Genomic DNA, 24,861 nt, shown 5'->3' with positions numbered 1-24,861 from the left:
CACTTTAAATGCACTAATATTGGTGACGTGATGTCTTGCTCTTGCGGATCTCAAGCAGAATGGGGCAGCGATGGCTCAACCCAAGATTCTTCTCACACGCATCGATGACCGGTTTATTTACGGGCAAGACGTTGAACTGTGGAACGAAGCCGTGGGTTCCAACCTTGTCCTAATCGTCAACGATGAGATCGCGGCGGATTCGCGCCAATGGGCACCCATGAGGGCGGCGGCGCCAGAAGGCATCTGGACACGGTTTTTCTCGGTGCAAAGGACTATCGACATCATTCATACCGCAACGCCGCGTCAATGGATTCTGATCATGGTGGCCTCACCCGCCGATGCGCTCGCGCTGGTTAAGGGTGGTGTGCCGATCACCAAGATCAGCATCGGCCATATGCAGGCAGGGGAGGGCAAGCGCTCTGTAACGCCCGCGGTCGCCGTAGACGGCGCAGATGTCGCCGCCTTCAAAGAGCTGCAAAAGCTCGGCATAGAACTAGAAATTTGCTATCTCCCCAGCTCCAATCCCGACCCCATCCAACTAGTCATTGGGGACGTTCCCTATGTGTCGGCCTTTTAGGAACGTCCCCAAGTGCCGGCAGATTGGGACAGTCCTTCTCGCCAAACGTTAAAGACTGTCCCCAACGACTAGTCATTTAAGAACGTCCCCAATGACTAGATAGCAAAGCGCCCGTCGGCGGTGGTGCCGGCGGGCGTTGCTGTGCGATATGTCGCGTTGTGGGCCTAGTGCCTCATAAAGTGGTATTCGATCACATTGCTGTAGGGATGACCGGGGCCCACGATGCCCTGGGGGAACAGCGCATGGTGCGGCGTGTCAGGATACATTTCGGCCTCGAGGGCAAAGCCGGCGCCCCAACCGTAGTTGGCATCGTCTTTGGCGTGTTCGTCGCCCAGCCAGTTGCCGGTGTAGAGCTGCACGCCCGGGGCAGTGGTGTAATAGTCCAGCTCACGGCCGGTCCACATCTCCTCGACGTGCATCGCGCGGCGCAGATTACGGCCGTACTGATAGCCATCGATGCACAGGCAGTGGTCGTAGCCACGGGCCTGCTTAATCTGCGGGTCGTCGGCTTCCATGCCGGGCGCGACGGGGCGCAGCTCACGGAAGTCAAACGGCGTGCCCTCGACCGGAGCGATCTCTCCGGTGGGGATATTCTGCTCGTTGATGGGCAGGTAGTGGGCAGCGTTAGCAACAAAGAAGTGCTCACAGTCCATGCCGGCGTTGTGACCGGCAAGGTTAAAGTACGTGTGGTTGGTCATGGACACGTACGTGGCGCGGTCGCTCTCACAGCCATATTCGATACGGAAGCAGCCGGTGCGCGTCACGGTAAACACGGCCGTAAAGGTGCGGTTGCCGGGAAGGCCCAGCTCACCGTCCTCAAGCGAGGTGGTCATGCGCACGGCATTGTGGACCTCGTCGAGCTCAACGTCCCATACGCGCTTGTGCAGACCATGCTCAAGATCGCTGTGCAGGTTGTTGGTGCCCTCGTTGGCGGGCATATGCCAGTCCGTGCCGGCGATGGTGATCGTGGCACCTGCAGTGCGGTTGGCCACAGGTCCGATGGTCGCGCCAAAGCAGGCGGGGTTGTCAAAGTAATCCTCGAGCTTATCGAAGCCCAGCACCACATCGCGCACATTGCCGGGAATGTCGGGCACATCGATGCCAAGCACGGTGGCGCCATAGTCCATAATGCGAACGCAGATCTCGGGCCCGTTGAGGGTGTAACGATGAACGGAGGTGCCGCACGGCGCGGTGCCGAAAAGCTCGGAAGTGATCATTTGGTTCCTAACATCGAGGTATTTCGGACAAACTGTAGCGCGAACAGGCAAAATTATCACTACACCCCACTAAAGCAGGGGGTATTTTTCTCAAAAAAGTGATGATTGGAGCTGTGCGAGCGTTCATTTTTGACGCGCACGAGTCTGATACAATTTGTTCGTTACTGTTTGAATTGACGCGGGCGTGGAACAGCGAGGACTCATCGTGATTAAAGCGGAGCGACAGGATAAGGTTCGTCAGCTGCTCGAGGAGCAGGGCACGGTCTCGGTCAAGGAGATTTCGGATGCACTGGGCGTCTCGGATATGACGATCCGCCGCGATCTTGAGGAGCTTGCGAGCCTAGGCGAGATCGAGCGCGTGCACGGCGGCGCCCGTAGTGCACAGGGACGTCCCCACGCTATGTTGCGCCACGAGTATTCGCACAGCGAAAAGCGCACCAAGCATGCCGAGGAAAAGCTGCAGATCGCGCGCCGCGCCGTTGAGCTCATCGAGGAGGGCTCGACCATCTTTTTGGGTACGGGCACCACGGTTGAGCAGATGGCTTCGATACTGCCGGCATTTCGCCTGCGCATTGTGACCAATTCACTTTCGGTGTTTAACCTGCTCGAGGCGCGCGAAGATTGCGATCTGTGCCTCGTGGGTGGTATGTACCGTCGCCGCACCGCCGCTTTTGTGGGACCAACGGCCGAGGATACCCTGCGTGCGCTGGGTATCGACGCGGCGTTTATCGGCGCCAACGGCATTCTGGATGGCGACGTATCTACGTCCAACATGGACGAGGGCCGTATCCAGCAGCTTGCCTTTAGCAAGGCAGACTCGCGCTATCTGATCGCCGATTCCAGCAAAATTGGTAAGCGCGACTTCTATACCTTCTGCCGCCTGGACAGCCTGGACGCCGTGGTGTGCGAGCCGGGTATTACCGCCGAGGACCGCACTGCCATCGAGGAACACACGCAGGTCATTTGCTAGCTTAGGTGTTACAGATTGAGATTTTCTGATCGGACGTCCTGTTTGTCTCGATCTGTAACAGCTGGGACCGAAAACCCCTGCTAGATGTTACAGATCCAGACAAACGGTCTGCTCGGGCCGAGCCAAAATAAAAAAGGCCGCATACGAACCGGCTTGGGATTCGTATGCGGCCGACAGGGGGATATGCGGCGGAAACTAGGCCATGAGCAGACCGGTCTCCGCGACGTTCTTGTACCAGTACGCGCTCGCCTTGGGATAGCGCTTCTGGGTCTCAAAGTCGATGTAGAACAGGCCGTAGCGCTTGTTGTAGCCGTTGGTCCAGGAGAACTGGTCCTGCAGCGACCACACAAAGTAGCCGTCGACGTTCACGCCGCCGTCGATTGCCTTGAGGATCCACGCGAGATGCTGGCGCATGTAGTCGATGCGAGGGGCGTCGTCGATAAAGCCGTCCTCGAAGTCGTCCTTATAGCCCATGCCGTTCTCGGTGATGTAGATCTTCTTGTAGTTGGGGTAATCGTTCTTAATGCGGAGCAGCAGGTCGTAGAGGCCTTCGGGATAGATAATCCAGTCCCAATCGGTGGTGGGTACGCCTTCGCGCACGCATGACTCGCCCACGCCCTTGAGGAACCAGCGCGAGGAGCCCTTGTCGCCGGTGCCATTGTGGTTGATGTCGTTTTCGCCCTCGGCGGCACGCAGGAACTGGCACTTGTAGGTGTTGACACCCAGGCAATCGTTGTAGGGGAGCGCGGCGGTCAGCGCGGCGATGTCCTCGTCGCGGACGTCGAGCTCGCCGCCGGCGATATGGGCCAGCTTGGTCGCAGCCTCCATGGTGTCGGCTGCATAGTGGCCGCGGAAGGTGGCGTCGAGTACCCAGCGGTTGTTGATGACGTCGGCCATGCGGGCTGCCTCGCAGTCGGCAGCGTTGTTGGGGTCGAGGGGATACTTGGGCTCCAGGTTCTGGACAATGCCGATCTCGCCCTCAAAGCCGCCCTCATGGAAGGCGACGACAGCCTTGGCGTGGGCCACCATCATGTTGTGCATGAGCTGGAAGGCCTTGTCCAGGCGGTACTTCTCGCCGTGCGGCCAGTTGCCAACGATAAAGCTGCCCTCGGCGGTTGCGGGAATCTCGTTAAAGGTAAACCAGTGCTTGACCTCGGTGAACTCGGCAAAGCAGAACTTGGCGTACTCGACGTAGGCATCGATGGTCGTGCGCGTCAGGAATCCCTCGCCGCCGTCCTGGTAGAAGGCCTCGGGCGTGTCAAAGTGATCGAGCGTGACATAGGGGATAACGCCAGCTTTGTTGCAGGTGGCGAAAAGCTCGTGATAGAAGGCGACGCCCTCGGGGTTAATCTCGCCGGTGCCACTGGGGAAGATACGGCTCCAAGCGATGGAGACGCGAATACCGTTGATGCCGAAGCGCTGGCACAGGTCGATATCGACCGGATATTTGTTGTAGAAGTCGCTTGCGGGATCGGGGGAGAAGCGACCCTGGGCAGCCAGAAAATCGTCCCAGGGCACTTTGCCCTTGCCGTGCGTGCGGGTCTCGCCTTCAACCTGGTAAGCGGCGGTGGCGCCGCCAAACACAAAGCCGTCGGGGAACTGCATGGGATTGGTCATGAGTTATCCTTTCTGTGGGATACGAATAGGGAGAGGTGCCCGAACTGGGGATTCGGGCACCAACAGGGGAGAAACTAGTCGAGGTTCTCGCGGAGCCACTTGATGGCGCCAGCAGGGTCGCGAGTAAGGTCGATATATTCCTTACCGCGCGGGGCGAGCAGCTTAATGCCCAGGCGATCGGTGTCGGCCTTCATGTCGTTGTAGTAGCTACGGACCTGCGGGGCGAGCACGATAACGTCGTACTGATCCATGATGGCAGTGTGCTGGCCATAAGCGCCGGCAGAGGAAGCGATGTTCTCTCCGGTCTGCGCGGCACCTTCCTTGATGGCATTGGCAAGCATGGCAGAGGTGCCGGCGCCGGCGCACAGGACGAGGACCTTCAGACCGTCGACATCCTTCTTGACGGATGCGTCGGCGGCGGGCTCGGGCTGATCGGCGACAGGCTTGCTGTCAGCGGCGGCATCGGTCGTCTCGACGGAAGCGGTAGTCTGCTCGACAGCGGGTGCAGGGGCGTTGGCGGCGATGACAGCGGCGCCATTGGACTCGAGACCCAGCTCGGCGGCGCGCTCGGCCTCCTGGTCGCAGAGCAGCTTATCGTATGCCTTCAAGAACGGCAGGTAGATGATGGCGTCCAGCAAGATAATGATTGCGACAAATACCAGGGCAATAAGCTGGAAGTTCGTGGTGATGAAGATGCCGATGGGGGCAGGGGTAGCCCAAGGCACCACGAAGGAGAAGCCGTTCATGCCCACATTGTCGATAAAGAACTTGGCAACACTCACGTTGACGCAACCGGCGGCAACAAAGGGGATGAGCATGTAGGGGTTAAGGATCATCGGCGCGCCAAAGAGCAGCGGTTCGTTGACGGCGAAGGCAACAGGAACAATCGAGGCCTTACCGACGGCTTTGAGCTGCTTGGACTTCATAAAGAGAATCAGCAGAAGCGGCACGATGAACGTGGCGCCGGTGCCGCCGAACTCACCCACGAGCGACATGTTAAAGGTGAGGGAGTGGGCGGGGTGACCACCGGCCAGCAGAACCTGCAGGTTCTCGGCCTGGTTGGCAAGACGGATGGGGTCGATGCCCGGCTGGACGATCGAGGGGCCGTGGACGCCGATGAACCAGAAGAACGCGGTGGCAGCCTGGATAAGGATAAGGCCAGGATAGGTTTCTGCAGCGGTAAAGAGCGGGGAGAGCAGTTTGATAAGCAGCTCGGAGAACGGAACGCCCATGAGGTTGCGCACAACGACATCGATGATGCCGCAGATGATGACGGCGCCGCCAAAGGGGATGATGTCGCGGAAGTTCTGAGCGATGGCGCCCGGGACCTCCTTGGGCAGCTTAATGGTCAGATCGCGCGAGACGCAGAACTTATAGACCCACACGGTAATGAACGCGGCGATATAGGCCGAGAACAGACCGCGCGTGCCCATGCTGGTGCAATCGAAGACCGAAAGTTCGGAGCCGTTGAACTTGGTAGTGAACTGCGTGACTGCGAGCAGCAGCATGCTGCACTGGGCGGCCACCATGGTGGAACCGTCGTTGAGCACTTTGCCGGCGGGCATGCGACGGTTCATGGAAGCCGTAAAGTTCTTGGCAGTGGTACCGGCGACCATGATGCCCATAACGCCCATGGTGAAGTTGTACAGCTTGTTGCACCAGTCGATGAGCGGCTGGGGCAGCGTGATGCCAACTACGCCAGGAAGGGTGGCAATCAGCAGGAAGATCGAAGAGGTGAGGACGATGGGCATGCACCCAAGGAATCCGTCCTTAATGGCCTGGAGGTAGATGTTCCTCGAGATCTTCTCAAAGAACGGCTGATGCTTTTCGAGCATCTTTACGATGGCGTCCATAGAGCTCCTTTGCTGCTCGATGCGCGATGCATGTGGATGGAACTGGTCGTTGATGGATGGTCAGGACTGCCCGGAAACCTTCCTGCTTAAGGAAGGCATTGCGAAATGACAACGTTGTCATTTCGTTAATGACAACGTAAGACATTTTTGGAAGAGCAACAAGGATATACGGGTGAGCGGTCGATATCGTTCGGTAAACGGTTGATTTATCAGTCAGGCAGGTAGTGTATGCTAGAACGCAAAAAACAAGCGATGCAAAACCGACTGGAGAAGTAGTGGCAACGATGGACAAGAAAAATGTCTCAATGAGCGATGTGGCAGTTGCCGCGGGCGTTTCTCTCAAGACGGTGTCGCGCGTGATCAACGAGCCCGATAGCGTGCGCGAGTCGACGCGCGATAGGGTCCATGCGGCCATGGAGGAGCTTGGGTTCCGGGCGAACTTTGCCGCGCGTTCACTCAAGTTGGGCCGTTACGGGTGCATCGGCGTGGTGCTGTTCCACTTGTCGGGCGGCAACGTGGACATGATCGACGGTATTGCTGATGCCGCCGAAGAGCGAGGCTTTGCTCTCACGATGATCAAAAAGCGGGCGGGGGAGAAGATGACCCTTGCCGAAGCGGCGCGTAGGATGTCGCAGCTTCCCGTCGACGGCATGATTTTCAACCTGCGTCAGATGGTCGATGACTTTGATACCTTTGAGGCACCGAAAGACCTCAAGACGGTGATTATCACGCCGATGGAGCATCCTACCTGCTCCACCGTCAGTGACGACCAAGAGGACGGCGCGCGCATGGCGTGCGAGTACTTCTTGAATCGCGGGCACAAGAACGTGTACTTCGTCTCTGGTAAGAAAGAGTCGCTGTCGAGCCAGTGCCGTATGAAAGGTTGGCGTGCGGCACTCGAGGCACGTGGCATTGAGCCGCCCGAGCCTCTGCAAGGCGATTGGAATGCGGATAGTGGCTATGCCGCGGGCCTTGTGCTTGCCGATAAACCCGATTGCACGGCGGTCCTCGCTGCTAACGACTGCATGGCAAACGGCGTGATGATGGCTCTACGTGACAAAGGGCTCAGTGTGCCCGACGACGTGTCCGTGATCGGCTTCGACGATGAGCTCTACAAGACGATACCCAACTCGATTCTGACGTCGGTGAAGTTTCGCCACCGCGAGCTGGGCATCCGTGCGCTTAACGAGGTCGTCGCAGGTCTGGAAGCCCCGAGCTCCAGAAGCCGCACGCTCGTCTCGGGCGTGTTGGTCGAGCGTTCCAGCGTAAAGGACCTGCGGGCGTAGGCTTGCCCGGTTTGCTCATCTCGATCTGTAACAGGTAGGAGCGAAATAACCTGCTAGTTGTTACAGATTTAGATTGAGGGAACTGGCCCGTGCATTCATCTCGATCTGTAACAACTAGACGCCCAAAACCGGTTTTAGTGTTACAGATTTAGACAATTCGGTCCGGCCCACCCTGTTTATCTCTATCTGTAACAGTTAGGACCCAAAGACTCGGCTAGATGTTACAGATCGAGACAAACGGCTCACGACCAGCCCAAAAACAAAAAAGACCGGGGGCGGCGCGCCGTGTGACGTGCCACCCCCGGCTGAGAAATGGGGACAGGTTATGTGAACGGGGCAATCCCGCTACCAGCAAGCCGCTCGCCGCAGGCCGCTAGTCCAGACGACGGGTCTGCGCCACGTGCTTGTACCAGTAGGCGCTTGCCTTGGGCGTGCGCTTCTGGGTTTCAAAGTCAACGTAGAAGAAGCCGTAACGCTTGTTGTAACCATTGGTCCAGGAGAACTGATCCTGCAGGCTCCACAGGAAGTAGCCGCCCACGTTGACGCCCACCTCCATGGCCTTGAGCAACCAGCGCAGGTGCTGCTCGATGTAGTCGATGCGTGGCTGGTCGTCTACAAAGCCGTCTTTGTAGGGGTCCTTGTAGCCCATGCCGTTCTCGGTGATGAAGATCTGCTTGTAGTTGGGGTAGCGCTGCTTAATGTAGACGAGCAGATCGAACAGACCCTCGGGATAGATGATCCAGTCCCAGTCGGTGGTGGGGATGCCGGGCTTGTTCACGTGCTCGCCAATACCCTTGACGCGCCAGCGGCCGGTGCCCTTCTCGCCCGTACCGTTGTGGTGCAGGTCGTTCTCGCCATCGTAAGCCTTCAAAAAACGGCACTGGTAGTTGTTGACACCCAGGTAGTCGTTGTAGAGCGCTGCCTCGCGCATAATCTCGAGGTCCTCATCCAGAATCTCGATGGTGCCGCCCGAGACGGCAGCCAGGCGGTTGGCGCACTCGAGGGTGTCGGGCGCGTAGTCGCCGCGGAAGGTGGCGTCGAGCAAGAACTGGTTCTGCAGCACGTGCTCGTTGTTGGCGGCCTTGATGTCGGCGGGGTCGTTCTCGTTGAGTGGGTACTTAAACTCCAGCGACTGGATGACGCCGATCTTGCCTTTAAAGCCGCCGTTGTGGAAGGCCAGCACGGCCTTGGCGTGGGCGAGCATCATGTTGTGCTCGCACTGGAAGGCCTCGGCCAGATGAGCTTTGACGCCACCGGGGAAGGTGCCCTCGATGTAGGTGTTGGAGGCGTCCGCCCAGATCTCGTTAAAGGTGAACCAATAGGTCACCTGGTCGGCGTACTCCTTAAAGCAAAAGGTGGCAAAGTTCACAAAGGCGTCGATGGTCTCGCGGTTGAGGAAGTCGCCCTTCTCAAAGAGGGGCAGCGGCGTGTCAAAGTGATGCAGCGTGACAAACGGCTCAACGTGGTGCTTGTGGCACTCGGCGAAGAGATCGTGGTAGAACTGGACGCCCTCGGGGTTGATCTTGCCGGTGCCGTTGGGGAAGATGCGGCTCCAGGCGATGGAGAGGCGAATGCCGTTGATGCCGAACTCCTCGCACAGCTCCAGGTCGACGGGGTACTGGTTGTAGAAGTCGGAAGCGGGATCGGGAGAGAAACGGCCCTGGGCCTCCAGGAAGTCGTCCCAGGCAACCTTGCCCTTACCGTGAGTGCGGGTCTCGCCCTCTACCTGGTAGGCGGCAGTGGCGCCGCCAAAGACAAAGTCCTCGGGAAACTGCGCGGGCGGGTTGGTGACGCTAGCAGGGTTAACGGACATGATGATCCAATCGTCTAAATCGAAGGGCCAGCCGGCTGTTGATGGTCGACTGGCCCTAGGCGTTACTTACTTCGAAAGCTGCTCGGAGACGAAGGCGAGAGACTTGTCGCCGTTCTGGGAGAGCTCGATGTATTGCTTACCGCGGCAGGCGACGCACTTGTTGCCCACGCGCTCGCAGTCCTTCTGCAGGTCGGCCAGGTAGCTGGCTGCCTGCGGGGCCAGGACGACCAGGTCAAAGTCGGGGAGCATATCCACGTGGTTGCCATAGGCGTCGGCAGCGGTCTCAAGATCGATGCCGCGCTCCTTGGCAGCCTTGGCCAGCGCGTTGGCGAGCAGGCCCGAGGTTCCGCCACCCTGGCAGAGCACGAGCACGCGCTTGCCGTTGAGGTCGCTGGCGGTCGTAGCCTCGGCAGCGGGTGCTGCGGAAGCGACGGGGGCGTCAGCCTTCACGGCCTCGGCAGCGGCGCCGGCGGCAACGCTCTTGGCATCGGCCTTGCCCTGGAAGGCATCGTTGAGCTTGGCGGCCTTCTCGGCGTTCTTGGCGGCGAGCTCCTCCTGGGAGATCTCGGCCTCCTCAGCGCACTTCTGGGCGTCATAGGCACGGAAGAACGGATAGTACAGGACAAAGTCGACGACCAGGATGAGGGCGAGCATCACAAAAGCGAGCGGCTGGAAGCCCAGGCCCATGATGGTGCCGATGGGGCCGGGGACGGTCCAGGGCAGGGTGTACATAAAGCCGTTCATGCCCAAGAAGTCGATAAAGATCTTGAGGATCCAGATGTTGGCGATCGGAGCAAAGACAAACGGGACAAAGAAGACGGGGTTGAGCACGATGGGTGCGGCGAACAGCAGCGGCTCGTTGACGGCAAAGCAGACCGGGACGATGGCGGCCTTACCGACGGCGCGCATCTCCTGAGACTTGGCCAGGAAGCAGAACATAAAGACCAGGACGAGCGTGGCGCCGGTGCCGCCCATGCAGACGACGAAGTACTGGGCACCCTGGGTCAGGACAGCGGAAGCGTGCTGGCCGGCCTGGAACGCAGCCAGGTTGTCGGTCATGTTGGCAACGAGGGCGGCGGCGATGGCGGGCTCGACGATCGAAGGGCCGTGGACGCCGACGAACCAGAAGAGGCTCATGGCGCCGTAGATCACAGCGAGGCCGATGTAGCCGTCGGCAGCGGTGAACAGGGGCTGGAACACCTGGATGACGCCCTGGGCAAAGCAGAAGCCAAAGGCAGCGCGGAAGACGATGTCAAAGACCCAAAAGACGGTGATGCAGACGGAGAAGGGGATGATGTCCTTAAAGGTCTGCGAGATGTTGGGCGGAACCTGCTCGGGCATCTTGACGGTGATGTTGCGCTTAATGAAGAACTTGTAGATGATGCCGGTCACAAACGCAGCAATAAAGGCGGTCAACAGGCCTTTGGAACCAAGGTAGGTGGTGTTGAAGCCGCTGGCGGCGTCCGTGGCGATCGTGTCGCTCGAAAGGAGCAAGAAGCCGATGATGGCCGCGCACATGCACGAGATAAAGTTGATCTGGTTGTTCTTGGGCAGATCGCGGTTCTGGGCGTCGGCGAAGTGCTTGGCAGTGGTGGCGGCGCAGGCGATGGCCAGGATGCCCATGGAGTAGTTGTAGCACTTCCACAGGGCGTTGTTGATGTCATCGGGCCAATAGAAACCCCAGATGTTGGGGACCGAGGCTACCAGGCAGAAGATGGACGAGAAGATGATGATGGGGATGACGGAGATAAAGCCGTCGCGGATCGCCTTGAGGTACTTGTTGCGGGCGATCGCGTTGAAAAAGGGCTGGCCCTTTTCGATGATGGCGATGAGTTGCTCCATGCAATGCTCCTAAGAGTCGGTGGGTTAGCAACGATGGTAGCTTTTGGCGTTCGGTTGCCAAAATGTTGACGTTGCCATTTTGCGACACAAAAAAAGACGCGAACCAGTGGTTCCTGTGCCTGCGAACCATCGATTCCTTAGGCGTAAACGTTTGAGCCGCCCGGTGGCTCTGTGTTTGCGCAATGGCAACGTTAACATTTGGGCGACAAAAGCCGTTCGGGGAAGCAAGATTGTCGGTGAACGGTAGGTTTTGGGTGGTAAACGTATTGTGGGGGAGGTGTTGGATATACTTGAAGGCGTTCATTTGACTGCGTAGGGTGCCGCCAATGGCATCGTTGACATAGAAAGATCGACCTATGGCCGCTGTTAAAAAATCGGTTTCCGTTAAGGACGTGGCGCGTCTCGCGGGCGTCTCGGAGCAGACGGTCTCGCGCACCGTGCACGATTCGCCCAGCGTGCGCCCCGAGACCAAGGAGCGCGTGCGTGCCGCCATGCGCGAGCTGGGGTATCGTCCCAATTTTGCCGGTCGATCGCTGCGCCGCGGCAAGTTTAAGACCGTCGGTGTCGCCATGTTCAACATTACCGGCACCGGCAACCTCGACCGTATGGAGGGCTTTGCCGCTGCGGCCGACAAACATGGCTATGCCATCACCCTAACTAAAGTAGACGGGCATCCGTATACCCTCGAGAGTGCATCGTCGCGCATGAGCGCGCTGCCGGTGGATGGCATGGTTGTGATCATGAATCGCATGCCGGCGGACTTTGGCACCTTTGAGCCGCTGCCCGGCATGCAGACGGTGCTCGTCACCATGCTGGAGCACCCGCTCTGTTCAACGGTCGATAACGACCAGTTCGATTGCTCGCGCCAGGTGGTCGAGTACTTGCTGGAGCAGGGGCACAAGACCGTGCACTTTATCTCGTGCCCCGAGCGCTCGCTTTCGGGCATGCAGCGCGAGGAAGGCTGGCGCGAGACATTGCGTGCGCATGGTATTGAGCCGCCGCGACTCGTCCGTGGCGATTGGACGGCACAGAGCGGGTACGCTGCTGGTCAGGCTTTAGCAGACGATCCGACCTGTACGGCCATTTATGCTTCCAACGATGCCATGGCATATGGCTGCATCCGTGGGCTCGAGTCGCGCGGGAAGCGCGTGCCCCAGGATGTGAGCGTGGTGGGCGTTGACGATAGTCTGGGCGATATCGTGCCCGACCGTCGCCTGACCACGGTGCGCTTTGACAACAAGCGTGTCGGCATGTGGGCGGTCGACAAGATTGCCGGCGCCGAGGGGGGTGCGTCTGGCGTGGAGCACATGCTGATCCCCGGTGTGCTCGTAGAGGGCGATACGGTGCGCGATTTGCGTTAGGGTGCGGTCCTGTTTGGGTTGCCGCTAACTATGTTCGATATTGTTCAGATTGGTTTAAAAACCGTTCACGGGCGAAAATCGACCGTTCATAGCTCGAAATTGCGTTTTGCATTGTTCTGTTTTGTTTGAATGTTAATGTTTCTGTCATACACAACGCAGCGCGTATGCCCGGACGCGATGCTCTCCATTGGTTCATATGTGAAAGGAACGCAATATGGCAACCAAAGAAGAAATCTCGATGGTTGGATTCGAGATCGTCGCATACGCGGGTGACGCCCAGACTGATCTGCTTGCAGCGCTCGATGCTGCTCGCGAGGGTGATTTTGAGAAGGCCGAGCAGCTGCACAAGGATGCCAGCGATGCGCTCATCGGTGCCCACGACACGCAGACCAAGCTGCTTTCGCAGGAGGCCGGCGGCGGCGAGATGGAGATGACCTTCATCATGGCCCACGCTCAGGACACCCTCATGACCACCATGATCTTGGAGAAGCAGACCCGCTTTACCATCGATGCCTACAAGCGCATCGCTGAGCTCGAGGCCAAGCTCGCCTAACGAACCCTCACAACCAAGTCCCCTTCCAAAAACCCTGCCGCTATCCGCGGCAGGGTTTTTTCTGTATCCCACCTATCTACGTTGCGGCGAAATAGGGGTCGACAGCCCCAAATGACCCGCTTTTCCCGTCCCCGGAGGATCGGTTGGCAGCGCTCGCCACGAAACTGGCTCATCTACTACGTTTAACCCGATACCCTCGAACACACTCGAGTTTCATGAAAAATCGCAGGACTTCTACCTGCGGTTTTGTTTTTTCGCTTTGTGGCATGGTCGGGGATGGGCGGTTAAACGTAGTAGATGGGCCCATTTCATGGCGGGCGGGTCATGCAGCAGCCTGTTGCGCCTCCTGCCGTTCGGTTTTTCGATGGGTGGGTATACTTTCCACCGCAATACAGGCCGGAATGAGGAGGTATCCAAATGCCGGACAACGGATCAATTCAAAAAAGAGACGCGTATGAGATGGCTCATGGGCGTCCTGTCCAGATAACCGAGCATACGACGGTAACCGAGCTGCAGCCCAGCCTGTCCGATGTCGTGTGCGCAAACAAAAAGTTGCAGATTGGCTTTATCGTTGCGCTCGTGGTGCTGGCGCTGCTGTCGGGCTTTGTCGCGCGCCCGCATTTTGCCGATACCAAGACTTGGGACTCCACCATCGAGGTCATCGATCAAAAGAAGGGCAATGTTTTGGCGCTCACGACCTCGTGCGTGGCGCTGTCTGCGGGCATTACCGCGCTGCCGGGTGATACGGGGACGCCGGTTGCCGAGCAGCTCGCGCAGCTTTCAGGCAACCTTGGTATCGTGCTTGCCGTGCTATACCTGGAAAAATATTTGCTCACAATTTTGTGGTCGGTTGGCTTGGGCATCTTAATCCCGCTTGCGTTGGTGCTCTTTGCGGTGTCGCTCGGCATTCACGGGCGCTGGAGCACGAGCACGGTCATCCGTCGCGTGGCAACTCGCGTGCTGGTGGTTGCCATGATCGGCATGGCGTTGGTGCCTGCAAGCGTATGGGTGTCGCAAAAGGTCGACGAAACGTATCGAGTGAGCATCGAAGCGGCGGAGCAAAAGGCGGCCGACGCTGCGGGTACGGCAGATAGCGACAGCTCCAAAGCAAGCAAGAAAAAGACCGAGTCCACAGAGTCCAAGAACGTGCTTGAACAGCTTGTCGACGGTGCCTCGAGCCTGGTCACGTCGGTAACCAGTGGTGCCAAGCAAATGACCGACGAGATCGTGCAACAGGTGACCGATCTGATTGAAGGCGTCATCGTGATGATCGTGACCTCGTGCGTTATCCCGTTGCTGGTGCTCGCGGCGTTTCTGTGGCTGGGGCACACGCTACTGGGGATCGATATCTCTGGCCCGGCGAACTATTTGACGGGCCGTTTTCTGAGCGCTCCGTCCAAACATGCCAAGAAGAGCGGACAGTCTGAGTAGCTAAAACAGCTGTATATACCGGGGAATACCGCCGAAGGGGCGGCCGAGACACGTTCTCGGCCGCCCTTTTGTTTGTTGAACACATGGTCGCTACGTCCGCGCCGGGTCAAACGGTCGGCAATCATCCGTGAATGGTATTTGTTCAAAAAAGAACAAAGATAAACAAATAGTTGTTGCAGTTAATGTTCGAATGTGTTCAAATAAACATGAACAGTGAAGAACCGCACATTCAGATGCCCGGACCTGAATGCGATTCAACACTTCCAAACAGAAACTACGCACCTGCGTATCTCTCAAGGAGGATGTCATGAGGGTTGTAATCGCTTCCGATGCCGACGGTATGTCGATGAAGGAGTCCATCAAGGAGATGCTCATCGCCGACGGTCACGAGGTCGTCGACTATTCCGAGACCCCTGCCGCGGACTTTGTCGATTCCGCGACCGCCGTTGCCAAGGACCTGCTGGAGCACAAGGATTCCCAGGGCTTCGCATTCGATAAGTACGGCGTCGGCTCCTATATGGCCGCCGTCAAGATCAAGGGTATGGTCGTCGCCAACATTTCCGACGAGCGTTCCGCTTACATGACCCGCGAGCACAACGGCTCGCGCATGGTCACCATGGGCCCGGGCGTTGTGGGCACCGAGGTCGCCAAGAAGATCGCCCGCGAGTTCCTGCGCGCCCAGTACGCCGGCGGTCGTCACCAGATCCGTGTCGACATGCTCAACAAGATGGCCTAACGAGAGCCACCGAGAACTCGAACTTCTACCTCAACTTGTGAATTCAGACGAAAGGACGTTCTGATGAAGAAGACCATCGCAATCGGTTGCGACCATATCGTTACGGACGAGAAGATCTATCTGGCCGACCGCCTGGAGCAGGCTGGCTACAAGGTGCTCGACTGCGGCACCTACAGCCACACCCGTACGCACTATCCCATCTACGGCAAGGCCGTGGGCGAGGCCGTTGCCAGCGGCAAGGCCGACTTTGGCGTGGCCCTGTGCGGCACCGGCATCGGCATCACCAACGCCGTCAACAAGGTTCCCGGCGCCCGCTGCGCCCTGGTTCGCGACATGACCTCTGCCCTGTATGCCCGTCGCGAGCTCAACGCCAACATCGTGGGCTTTGGCGGCAAGATTACCGGCGAGTTCCTGATGGCCGACATCATGCTTGCCTTCCTGGAGGAGCCCTACGAGAAGACCCCCGAGCACGATGCCCTGATTGCCAAGATCGACGCCTGCAACAAGGCCGACGCCGAGGCTCAGGCTGACCCTCACTTCTTTGACGAGTTTCTCGAGAAGTGGGACCGCGGCGAATACCATGACTAGCGGGTATCCGGCGTAATTTACTAGTCCGTTGACGGCTCGCGTTTCTGTGAGGGGGCGCGGGCCGGTTTTCTATCAGCCCCACTGACTCGGCGGGCTGGCGTAAGAAAGGGAAGGCTCCTATGGAGTTTGTTCTTGATAGCGGTTCTGTTCGCGTGGTACTGAGCACGGCTGGCGGATCGTTCACTTCGATTAAAGCCAACGGTCGCGAGTACCTGTGGCAGGGCGATCCGGCGGTCTGGTCGGGCCAGGCACCCATTTGCTTTCCGATTTGCGGCGGCCTTCGTGATGGCCGCGCCATGACCATGGGCGGCCGCGAGGTCAAGCTTGCCCGCCACGGCTTTGCCCGCAAGCAGGAGTGGAGGCTCGAGGAGCAGGGCGACAGCATGGTCGCGCTGAGCCTAAGCTCTGCCGACCACGCCGAGCTGCTCGAGCAGTATCCGTATCCGTTTAAGATCGTTGCTCGTTACACGATCGATTCGGAAAAGGTGGCCGTGTCGTACGAGGTGACCAATGAGGGCACCGAGGACATGCCGTTTTTTGTGGGCGGTCACCCCGGCTTTAAGTGCCCGCTCGACGAGGGCGAGTCCTATGACGATTATGAGCTTCGTTTTGAGCAGTGCGAGGCCACCGAGCTCTGCACCGCCGTTCCCTCGACGGGCCTGATTGATGTTGAGCATCGCAGCAAGAACCCCATGGTCGGACACGACCTGCCGCTGACCCACGAACTCTTCGACTTCGCGGAGACCATCTTTGACGTGCTCGAGAGCCGCGTGGTTACGCTGACCAAGAAAACCGAGGACAAGGGCGTGCGCCTGACGTTCCCCGACATGCCGTACCTGATTGTGTGGAGCAAGCCCGAGGGCGACTTTGTGGCCGTGGAACCGTGGGGCGGCCTGTCTACCTGCTCCGATGAGGACGATATTCTGGAGCACAAGCGTGGCTGCCTGGTTGCCAAGCCGGGGGAGACCGTCATCCGCGGTTTTGAGATCGAGATCCTTTAAAGAGCTATCGTATGTTTGGGGTGGGTCATGCCGCCCCGGAACAGGAGTTCAATATGATTCTGACCGTTACCATGAACCCGTCGATTGATACGCGCTATCAGCTCGACAAGCTGATCATCGACGATGTTAACCGTGTGACGCCCGAAAAGACCGCTGGCGGCAAGGGCCTCAACGTGAGCCGCGTGCTGCTGCAGCTGGGCGACGATGTGCTCGCGACCGGCCTGCTCGGCGGCCACATGGGCGCCTATATGGCCGAGCTTATGGATGCCGACGGCGTCAAGAACGACTTTGTGCCCATCGCCGGTGAGACGCGCATTTGCCTGAATATTCTGCACGAGGGTAATCAGACCGAGCTGCTGGAGAGCGGCCCGCAGATCGCCCCGGCCGAGCTCGAGGCCTTTACGGCCAAGTTCGCCGAGCTTGCAGCGAAGGCGGACGTTGTGACGCTTTCGGGCTCGCTGCCGCGTGGCGTCGATGCCGGCTACTATGCCGAGCTCGTCAAGATCGCCGAGGAGGCGGGCGCCAAGGTGCTGCTCGACACCTCGGGTGCATCGCTGGAGGCCGCGCTGGAGTCCGACGCCAAGCCTGAGCTCGTAAAGCCCAACCTGACCGAGATTAACGGCCTGCTGGGTACGTCCTTTACGACTGATGATGTCGATGCCCTGCGCGAGGCGCTTGCCGCCGATGACCGCTTTGCCGGTATCCCCTGGGTTGTCGTTTCGATGGGCGCTGCCGGTTCGGTGGGCTTCCATGAGGGCCGCGCGTTCCGCGCCAAGACGCCCGCGATTGCGGCTGTGAACGCGACGGGTTCCGGTGACTCGACCATCGCCGGCTTTGCGCATGCCATTGCTGCTGGTGCCGACGACGTCACGGTGCTCAAGACCGCCAATACCTGCGGCAAGCTCAACGCCATGGATCCCAAGACCGGCCACCTGGTCATGGACCGCTGGGACGAGATCTACAACAGCGTTGAAGTCGTAGAGTTGTAGGGTTACGCGGTTTTACCAAACCGCGTAACCAGCCGACGCTGCAAACCCGCCAGAGCGGCAATCTGCCTTTCAACTTCGGCGGCATGACCAGAAGGTCAATGCCGCCTTGTTTCAAGGCACCTTGCTCGCTCTGGCGGGTTTTCGCTGACTTCGCCAAAGCATCGGCGTTGCCGCTGCTGTTGCCTGTCAGTTGTAGTCGTTGGGGACGTTCTTGTTTGACTAGTCGTTTAAGAACGTCCCCAATGACTGCACTCAAAAAACGGCGCCTGCCGGCGATGTCGCCGGCGGGTGCCGTTGTCGTGTGGGCGGTTATGTCGTGGCCGCTGATGAGGCTCGAACTCGTATGCTACAGCGAGTCGATAAAGCGCTGCTGGGCGGCGCGGCCGGCTTCGTCCCATTTAAAGACGCCGGCGTTGTCGAGCACGTGGCCAAACACCACGCCGACCTCCTCGTGCAGGATATCGATGGCGTTGTCCACCGTAAGCTCGTCGGCGCGGCGAGCAAAAACGTCCTCGGCCCATGCAGCGTGGCTGCGGCAAAGGTCGTCGCCCTCGAGCGCGCCGGCGAGATCGTAGCTGGTATCGGCTTTGGCCGCCAGCAGGTGCTTGCGGACAGCGCCGAGCTCGGGAACCAAGCGCGGCGGCAAAATAGCCAGGCCCATGACCTCGATCAGGCCGATGTTCTCCTTCTTAATGTGGTGATACTCGGCATGCGGGTGAAACACGCCCAGCGGATGCTCGTCGGTCGTGATGTTGCAGCGAAGCGCCAGGTAGGCCTCGTAGATTTCGCCGCCGGCATTGCCGCGGGAGTCGACGCGGCGGATGACGGGCGTCACGGTGTTGTGCGCCACGCCATCGGCTGTGTGCGCGATGACGCCCACCGATTCATCGGTCCACTCGCGCCAGGCGAGGATAATCTTCTCGGCGGCATCGAGCAGCTGAGCGCGGTCATGCGAGCGCAGGCGCAGCACTGAGAGCGGCCACTGCAGCACGGTACCGCTGACCTGGTCAAAACCGGGCACGCTAAACTGCGAGACCTCGGCGGCGTGCATCATGGGGAACTCGTGCGCGCCGCCCTGGAAGTGATCGTGCGACAGAATCGAGCCGCCCACGATGGGCAGGTCGGCGTTAGAGCCGATGAAGTAATGCGGGAACAGGTCCACAAAATCGAGCAGGCAGGTCAGGCCCTTGCGGTCGACGTGCATCGGACGATGCTCGGAGCTCATGGCAATGCAGTGCTCGTTGAAGTACGCGTACGGGCTGTACTGGAAGCCCCAGCGCTCGCCGTCGAGCTGGATGGGGATAACACGCAGATTCTGGCGGGCAGGGTGAGCGCCGCCGTCGGCTGCGGCGGAGCGTCCGGGATAGCCCTCGTTTTCGATGCAGAGCTGGCAGGCGGGATACTTCTCGCCCGTGTTCTTGGCTGCACCTGCCGCGGCGATATCGCGCGGGTCCTTCTCGGGCTTGGACAGGTTGATGGTGATCTCAAGATCGCCCCAGTTGGTGGGGGTGCTCCATTTGATGTTGCGCGCGATGGCGGCCCGGCGCACGTAGCCGGCGTCGCAGCACAGGCTGTAGAACCAGTCGGTCGCGGCACGGGGCTCGTTGACGCCCATACGCCCATTGAATTCCTCGTTTACAACCGAAGGCCTCGGCATGAGCGCGCCCATGATGCGCATGGCGATGCGATCGCGGCCCGACGCCGTGTCCTCGGCAGCACCGTTGGCAACGGCAGCCTCGGAAAGCGCGGCAAGCGTGCCCTCCAGGTCAAAGTCGGGGAGTGTATCGGGGTGCAAGAGCGAAATCTTCTCAACCTGGAGCGCCCAGGCCATATCGAGCGCCGGGCCCGTAGCGCCGATGCACTCCAAAATGGTGTTGTATGCCCAGATGCGATCGTCCTGTCCGATCATCGATCGATGGATGGCATATTCGATGAGGCCCTGCGCGGCCTCGCGCACATCAGTCATTACAGCCATGCCGCGTAAGCCCCCTTGTCAGAAATCGCGTAGTGGCGGGCAGAGCCCTCGCCAAGCCAGCCGTTCATCTTGGCAATGAAGGTGTCGACCAGCTCGAGCGGCACGAAGGCCTGGATGGTACCGCCAAAGCCGCCGCCGTGAATACGAACGGCGCCACGGCCGTCGAGCACGTGCTCGGCCAGCGCCAGGGCATACATGGAAGGCTGCTCGGAACCCAGCTTGGCAACAACATTCTGCAGGTACATGGCAGAGCTGGCGCCGGACTCGCGCGTCAGGACCAGGAACCGGTCAATGTCGCCGGCGTTCAGAGCTGCCCAGCGCTTGTCGACCAGGCCGTTCTCGTACCAGTAGTGAACGGCGCGCAGGCAGGCACGATCGCCCAGCTTGGTGCGTAGCTCGGGGAGCTTGGCGTCAAAGTCGGCAACGTTTACCTCGCACAGGCGTGCCTTGCCAAATTCGGCGGCGACGTCTTGCATCTCGCGCGGAACGGCGGCGTAGTCGTCGGTGGCGGCCACGTGGTCGGCGCCGACCTTGACGAGCACGAGCGCGTAGCCGTGATCCTCAAAGTTGAGCTTGAGCTTCTGGGTCTTAGGCTGAGCCTGGTCCTCAAAGTCCATGTAGGCGAGGCCGCCCAGGCACACGGCAGCTTGGTCCATCAGACCGCAGGGCTTGCCGTAGTAGTTGTTCTCGGTGCGCTGGCTCATCTGGGCGAGCGTGATGGGCTCAATGGCGGGCGCGCCCCAGAGCGTCTCCATGGCACGGCCGTACGCGGCCTCGACGGCAGCAGAGCTGGAAAGGCCACCGCCCGAGGGGACGGAGCAGGTGAAGGCGAAGTCGAAGCCCTTGGGCTCAACACCAAGCGCTGCGACCTCGTGGGCCATACCACGCACGAGGCTTGCGGACGTGCCCTTCTCGGACTCTTGAATATCCAGCGTGTCGAGCGTGATCTCAAACGTGGGATAGCCCTCGTCGGCAACGCGAACCTTGTTGGAATCGGTTGCCACGGCGATGCCGTCGACGGCGACATCGAGCGAGCCGGCGATAACGTGGCCACCCTCGTGGTCAGTGTGGTTGCCGCTGATCTCGGAACGGCCGGGCGCGTGCACGTAGAGCACCTGGCGGTCGCCGATGGGACCAAACTCCTCCTCAAACAGCTTGGTGAGCGTGGCGAGTGTCTTTTCGTCGGGGGTGGTCATGGGAGTCCTTTCCTTGGCGCGCACGGGTGAGTTTTGCGTCGTTATGAGTACGTTAACAACTTGAAGCGGCATGAACCAAGTGTTCACGATACCGCACGTTACGGGCTATGTTAACGTACTCATAACACATTGCTTGTCACTTTTTGAGAATCTGGTAATCGGTAGAAATACAGCCGTGAACGGTACTGCCGTATGGACTTATAAAGCAGAAGAGATGCAGATGGAAAAAGTAGAGTACGTTAACATGCGTCCGACGATAGCGGGCCTCGGCGCGGGGTGTATTTCTGCCCGGGCCGGCATGCACGCTATTCAGATCTCGCAAGGGTGAAGGTGATCCAGTGGCAAGGCGCCCGTCCAACGATACAGGTACGCGTCCGGTCTCCATGGCCGACGTCGCCCGTGCTGCTGGCGTTTCGCAGCAGACGGTTTCGCGCGTCGCCAACGGTTTGCCCAACGTTAACGAGCAGACGCGCCAGCGCGTGCAGGCCGCTATGCAAGAGCTCGGCTTCCGTCCGAGCTATGCCGGCCGCTCGCTGCGCGACGGCCGTTACCATTCGGTCGGCCTGTGTATCAACGATGTCACCAAGTTTGGCAACCTCTCAATGATCGACGGCATCGCCAGCGCTGCTCGCGAGCATAATTGCGCCATCACGCTGGTCGAGATGTCCAAGACCGAGGAGTTTTCGCTTGCCGAGGCAACGCGTCGTATGGCCGCGCTGCCCGTGGACGGCATCATCATCGGCATGAGTCGCATGGCGCCCGATTTTGAGACGTTTGATCCGCTGCCGGGCATTGGCACGGTCATCGTTACCATGTACGCGCACCCGCGGGTGACCACGGTCGACTCCGATCATTACGGCTGCTCGCTCTTGCTTATGGATCACCTGTTTGAGCTGGGACACGAGCAGATTCGCTATATTGGTGGCCCGTCGTTCTCGGTCGACGAGCAATTTCGTCGCGCCGGTTGGCAGGATGCGCTCGAGCGTAAACACATCGAGCCGGCAGAGCCGCTCGAGGGCGACTGGTCAGCCAACAGCGGTTACGAGGCCGGCAGGTATCTGGCCGAGCACGATCGCGCCATGACGGCGATCTATGCGGCAAACGACCAGATGGCAAATGGCGCGATTGCCGCGCTGCGTGATAGCGGTCTGCGCGTGCCCGAGGACGTAAGCGTGGTGGGCGTCGATGATTCGCTCGATGATTTTGTAGCACACAACGAGCTCACGACCGTGCGATTCGATCTGCATCAGCGCGGACGCGAGGTGTTTGAGCATGCGGTTCCCGAGGCGGGTACGGTGGGCAAAACCGTTGCCATTCGTATTCCCGGCCAACTCATCATTCGACATAGTACGGCGGCACCGCGCGCATAGTTTCCGCAGGTCAACGGTGATATGTTGAACATCAATAACAATCAGTAAGGATGTCGGTAGATAGCTGTTGGAATGTAGCCGAGTGCTATGATAGACGGGCTCTTTTGTCTATCTAGGAGGCTTTGCCTGATGGAGATCACCAAGGATATCCGCTACGTTGGCGTCGACGATCACGACATTGACCTGTTCGAGGGCCAGTACGATGTGTCCGAGAACGGTATGGCATACAACAGCTACGTTATCTTGGGCGAAAAGATTGCTGTCGCCGATTCGGTCGACGGCGGTTTTGTCGACGAGTGGCTCGGTAACATCGAAGCCGTGCTCGACGATCGCACGCCCGATTACCTGGTCGTTCACCATATGGAGCCCGATCACTCCGCTGGCATTGCCGCCTTTATGGAGCGCTATCCCCAGGCCCAGATCGTGGCCAGCATGGGCGCCTTCCGCATGATGACCAACTACTTTGGTACCGATTATCCGGAGCGCAAGATGGTCGTCAAAGAGGGCGACGTGCTCGACCTGGGTGGCCACAGCCTAACGTTTGTCGGCGCCCCCAACGTGCACTGGCCCGAGGTGCTCTTCTCCTATGAGGCCACCGACAAGGTACTCTTTAGTGCCGACGGCTTTGGCAAGTTTGGCGCTAACGACATCGAAGATCCCGAAGGCTGGGCCTGCGAGGCGCGTCGTTACTACTTTGGTATCGTGGGCAAGTTCGGTAAGTTCGTGCAGTCTGTGCTCAAGAAGGCCGCCGATCTGGACATCCAGATCATCTGCCCGCTTCATGGCCCCGTGCTGACCGAGAACCTGGGCTACTACCTCGACACCTACAACACCTGGTCGAGCTATCAGCCCGAGGACGAGGGCATCACCATTGCCTATGCGAGCGTCTACGGCCACCTGAAGGCTGCCGTCGAGGAGCTTGCATCTGCGCTCGAGGCTCGCGGCCAGAAGGTCTCCGTCTTTGACCTGGCTCGCGACGATATGGCCGAGGCCGTTGAGGACGCGTTCCGCTATGACCGTCTGGTGCTCGCCTCCATCACCTATCAGGGCGAGATCTTCCCGTTTATGAGCACCTTTATCCACACGCTTGCCGAGCATGCCTACCAGAACCGTACCGTGGCGCTCGTCGAGGCCGGTTCCTGGGCGCCTGCAGCTGCCAAGGTTATGACCAAGGAGCTCGAGGGTATGAAGGACATCACGCTGACGCAGAACAAAGTGACCGTCCTGGGTTCGCTCAACGACGCATCGCGCGCCCAGATCGAGGCCCTCGCCGACGAGCTTTCCAAGTAGCGATACGTTCACGTTTGACGCTCAACCACCACAAAGGAGACCTTTGTGGTGGTTTTTGTTTAAGCGCCGGCGATGAGGAGATTTGGGCGGGCGTTGTCGACGATTTCGGCGATTGAGGTGGCGACGGCGTGATCGGGGTCACGGTCCATCACGATGGCGTTGACGTCGGTCAGCTCGGCAAAGCGGTACATGCCGCGTCCGTTGACCTTGCTGGCGTCCATGAGGGCGACACTTTGACGGGCGGCGCCGACCATAGCCGCTTTGGTCTCGGCCATCTGCGGAAAGTCGGTCGTAAAGCCGCAGCCGGGAACAAAAGCGCCAGGGCACATGACGGCAAGATCGGCGTGGACCATTTGGAGCGCCTGCATGGTGATCGGTCCGTACAGATAGCGATGACCTTTGCGCAGTGCCCCGCCCAGCATGACGACGTCGACCGAGGGCATGCTCTCGTCGATGTAATCGGCAATGGTAATGTCGGCCGTGATGACGGTGATGCCGTCGCGCTGGTCGAGCAGGCGGACAAATTCGAGCGCGGTGGTGCCCGAGTCGACAAGCAAGGTGTCACCGTCGCTGACGAGTTCGATGGCGCTTTGCGCGATGGCCTGCTTGGCGGCGACATTGACGTTGATACGGCGATCCTGGGTGGATACGGTCAGCCGCTTCTGGAGCGACACAGCGCCGCCATGCGTGCGGCGCAGCTTGCCAGACTCGGCGAGCGCGTCTAGGTCGGCGCGGGCGGTAACGGAGGACACGCCAAAGGTCTGGGCGATTTCTGCTACCTGCACCGAGGCGTTATGCTCGAGCATCTCCATGATGGCGGCGCGACGCTCATCGGCGAAAGCTCGGGTTGTTGCATGGGCCATAGTTGCTCCATCATCGTCTGAAATTTGCAGGAATTGTGTTGAGTCTATTTTCGTTCATTTTCTTTTTAAGCAAGAAAACGCCTTTCGATTACTTACTTTTTCTATAAAAGAAAGATGATCAAGGCTCAAAACTCAATTTCGAACACGCACGCTCGGGTTCGATCCCTTCCGTTTGCTTTTCAAAAATGAAGGTTGGACCTCGCGCGATGACAATATCTCACACATGCATACCCGCTGAATTTCATACAATGAGCGCAGCAAAACGCAAGGTAAATCGCCTTGCGGACACGTACGCCCGATGTCCAGATGCGGGCGAGGGAGAGGAGCAAACGC

Annotated in this window: 20 protein-coding genes; 12 read left to right on the top strand and 8 right to left on the bottom strand. The window is 59.3% G+C overall.

Features of this window, described 5'->3' with window-relative positions; all coding sequences use genetic code 11:
- Positions 1-70 precede the first annotated feature (70 nt).
- Positions 71-577, top strand: coding sequence for a PTS system mannose/fructose/N-acetylgalactosamine-transporter subunit IIB (locus CSV91_RS06230; RefSeq protein ID WP_099432206.1), 507 nt, complete (start codon positions 71-73; stop codon positions 575-577).
- Between the two features lie 164 nt (positions 578-741).
- On the opposite strand, the gene CSV91_RS06225 is transcribed toward CSV91_RS06230, so the two are convergent.
- A complete protein-coding gene (locus CSV91_RS06225) occupies positions 742-1,794 on the bottom strand; it encodes an aldose epimerase family protein (RefSeq protein WP_099432205.1) in 1,053 nt (350 codons plus the stop codon).
- Positions 1,795-1,999: 205 nt separating this feature from the next.
- Between CSV91_RS06225 and CSV91_RS06220 the strand changes: the two genes are divergently transcribed.
- Positions 2,000-2,764 carry a DeoR/GlpR family DNA-binding transcription regulator gene (locus CSV91_RS06220; protein WP_232049575.1) on the top strand — a complete coding sequence of 255 codons (765 nt, stop codon included), beginning with the start codon at positions 2,000-2,002 and terminating at the stop codon, positions 2,762-2,764.
- A gap of 195 nt (positions 2,765-2,959) precedes the next feature.
- On the opposite strand, the gene lacG (CSV91_RS06215) is transcribed toward CSV91_RS06220, so the two are convergent.
- Both lacG (CSV91_RS06215) and CSV91_RS06210 read right to left on the bottom strand, forming a co-directional pair.
- Positions 2,960-4,381, bottom strand: a complete 1,422-nt coding sequence (lacG, locus tag CSV91_RS06215) for a 6-phospho-beta-galactosidase (RefSeq protein ID WP_197736858.1) — start codon at positions 4,379-4,381, stop codon at positions 2,960-2,962.
- 74 nt (positions 4,382-4,455) lie between these two features.
- Complete coding sequence (locus tag CSV91_RS06210; protein ID WP_099432204.1) at positions 4,456-6,234, bottom strand: PTS lactose transporter subunit IIBC; 1,779 nt, start codon at positions 6,232-6,234, stop codon at positions 4,456-4,458.
- Positions 6,235-6,518: 284 nt separating this feature from the next.
- Here CSV91_RS06210 and CSV91_RS06205 point away from each other — a divergent pair, with 284 nt between their 5' ends.
- On the top strand, positions 6,519-7,520 hold the full coding sequence (locus CSV91_RS06205) for a LacI family DNA-binding transcriptional regulator (RefSeq protein WP_099432203.1): 1,002 nt from the start codon (positions 6,519-6,521) through the stop codon (positions 7,518-7,520).
- A gap of 373 nt (positions 7,521-7,893) precedes the next feature.
- On the opposite strand, the gene lacG (CSV91_RS06200) is transcribed toward CSV91_RS06205, so the two are convergent.
- Together lacG (CSV91_RS06200) and CSV91_RS06195 are read right to left on the bottom strand one after the other, a co-directional pair.
- Positions 7,894-9,333: a 6-phospho-beta-galactosidase gene (lacG, locus tag CSV91_RS06200; RefSeq protein ID WP_099432202.1), complete on the bottom strand. Its 1,440-nt coding sequence runs from the start codon at positions 9,331-9,333 to the stop codon at positions 7,894-7,896.
- Between the two features lie 66 nt (positions 9,334-9,399).
- Entirely contained in the window at positions 9,400-11,175 is a 1,776-nt protein-coding gene (locus CSV91_RS06195; protein ID WP_099432201.1) for a lactose/cellobiose PTS transporter subunit IIB, read from the bottom strand.
- A 356-nt stretch (positions 11,176-11,531) separates the two neighbouring features.
- On the opposite strand from CSV91_RS06195, the gene CSV91_RS06190 reads away from it, so the two are divergent.
- From CSV91_RS06190 to CSV91_RS06160, 7 genes are all read left to right on the top strand, one after another.
- Positions 11,532-12,536, top strand: a complete 1,005-nt coding sequence (locus CSV91_RS06190) for a LacI family DNA-binding transcriptional regulator (protein ID WP_099432200.1) — start codon at positions 11,532-11,534, stop codon at positions 12,534-12,536.
- A gap of 214 nt (positions 12,537-12,750) precedes the next feature.
- The gene (locus CSV91_RS06185; RefSeq protein WP_006234827.1) at positions 12,751-13,089 is read left to right on the top strand and encodes a PTS lactose/cellobiose transporter subunit IIA; all 339 of its coding nucleotides are present in this window, start codon (positions 12,751-12,753) and stop codon (positions 13,087-13,089) included.
- 459 nt (positions 13,090-13,548) lie between these two features.
- On the top strand, positions 13,549-14,520 hold the full coding sequence (locus CSV91_RS06180; RefSeq protein WP_099432199.1) for a hypothetical protein: 972 nt from the start codon (positions 13,549-13,551) through the stop codon (positions 14,518-14,520).
- Positions 14,521-14,827: 307 nt separating this feature from the next.
- Entirely contained in the window at positions 14,828-15,256 is a 429-nt protein-coding gene (gene lacA / locus CSV91_RS06175) for a galactose-6-phosphate isomerase subunit LacA (RefSeq protein ID WP_006234830.1), read from the top strand.
- Positions 15,257-15,319: 63 nt separating this feature from the next.
- On the top strand, positions 15,320-15,844 hold the full coding sequence (gene lacB, locus CSV91_RS06170; protein ID WP_006234831.1) for a galactose-6-phosphate isomerase subunit LacB: 525 nt from the start codon (positions 15,320-15,322) through the stop codon (positions 15,842-15,844).
- A 119-nt stretch (positions 15,845-15,963) separates the two neighbouring features.
- Entirely contained in the window at positions 15,964-16,845 is an 882-nt protein-coding gene (locus tag CSV91_RS06165; protein WP_099432198.1) for an aldose 1-epimerase family protein, read from the top strand.
- A gap of 53 nt (positions 16,846-16,898) precedes the next feature.
- Entirely contained in the window at positions 16,899-17,834 is a 936-nt protein-coding gene (locus tag CSV91_RS06160) for a hexose kinase (protein WP_099432810.1), read from the top strand.
- Between the two features lie 346 nt (positions 17,835-18,180).
- Here the strand turns inward: CSV91_RS06160 and CSV91_RS06155 are convergent, their stop codons facing one another.
- Entirely contained in the window at positions 18,181-19,809 is a 1,629-nt protein-coding gene (locus CSV91_RS06155; protein ID WP_232049574.1) for a UDP-glucose--hexose-1-phosphate uridylyltransferase, read from the bottom strand.
- A complete protein-coding gene (locus CSV91_RS06150; RefSeq protein ID WP_099432196.1) occupies positions 19,800-21,005 on the bottom strand; it encodes a galactokinase in 1,206 nt (401 codons plus the stop codon). Before CSV91_RS06150 ends, CSV91_RS06155 begins: the two co-directional genes overlap by 10 nt.
- Before the next feature lie 383 nt (positions 21,006-21,388).
- Here CSV91_RS06150 and CSV91_RS06145 point away from each other — a divergent pair, with 383 nt between their 5' ends.
- Together CSV91_RS06145 and CSV91_RS06140 are read left to right on the top strand one after the other, a co-directional pair.
- Positions 21,389-22,375 carry a LacI family DNA-binding transcriptional regulator gene (locus CSV91_RS06145; protein WP_099432809.1) on the top strand — a complete coding sequence of 329 codons (987 nt, stop codon included), beginning with the start codon at positions 21,389-21,391 and terminating at the stop codon, positions 22,373-22,375.
- 129 nt (positions 22,376-22,504) lie between these two features.
- A complete protein-coding gene (locus CSV91_RS06140; protein ID WP_099432195.1) occupies positions 22,505-23,665 on the top strand; it encodes an FprA family A-type flavoprotein in 1,161 nt (386 codons plus the stop codon).
- 59 nt (positions 23,666-23,724) lie between these two features.
- On the opposite strand, the gene CSV91_RS06135 is transcribed toward CSV91_RS06140, so the two are convergent.
- On the bottom strand, positions 23,725-24,528 hold the full coding sequence (locus tag CSV91_RS06135; protein ID WP_099432194.1) for a DeoR/GlpR family DNA-binding transcription regulator: 804 nt from the start codon (positions 24,526-24,528) through the stop codon (positions 23,725-23,727).
- Positions 24,529-24,861 lie beyond the last annotated feature (333 nt).

This window comes from Collinsella aerofaciens (assembly GCF_002736145.1).
Taxonomy (GTDB): domain Bacteria; phylum Actinomycetota; class Coriobacteriia; order Coriobacteriales; family Coriobacteriaceae; genus Collinsella; species Collinsella aerofaciens_A.
The sequence above is the reverse complement of the archived record's forward strand: the minus strand, read 5'-3'. Positions and strand labels throughout refer to the sequence as shown.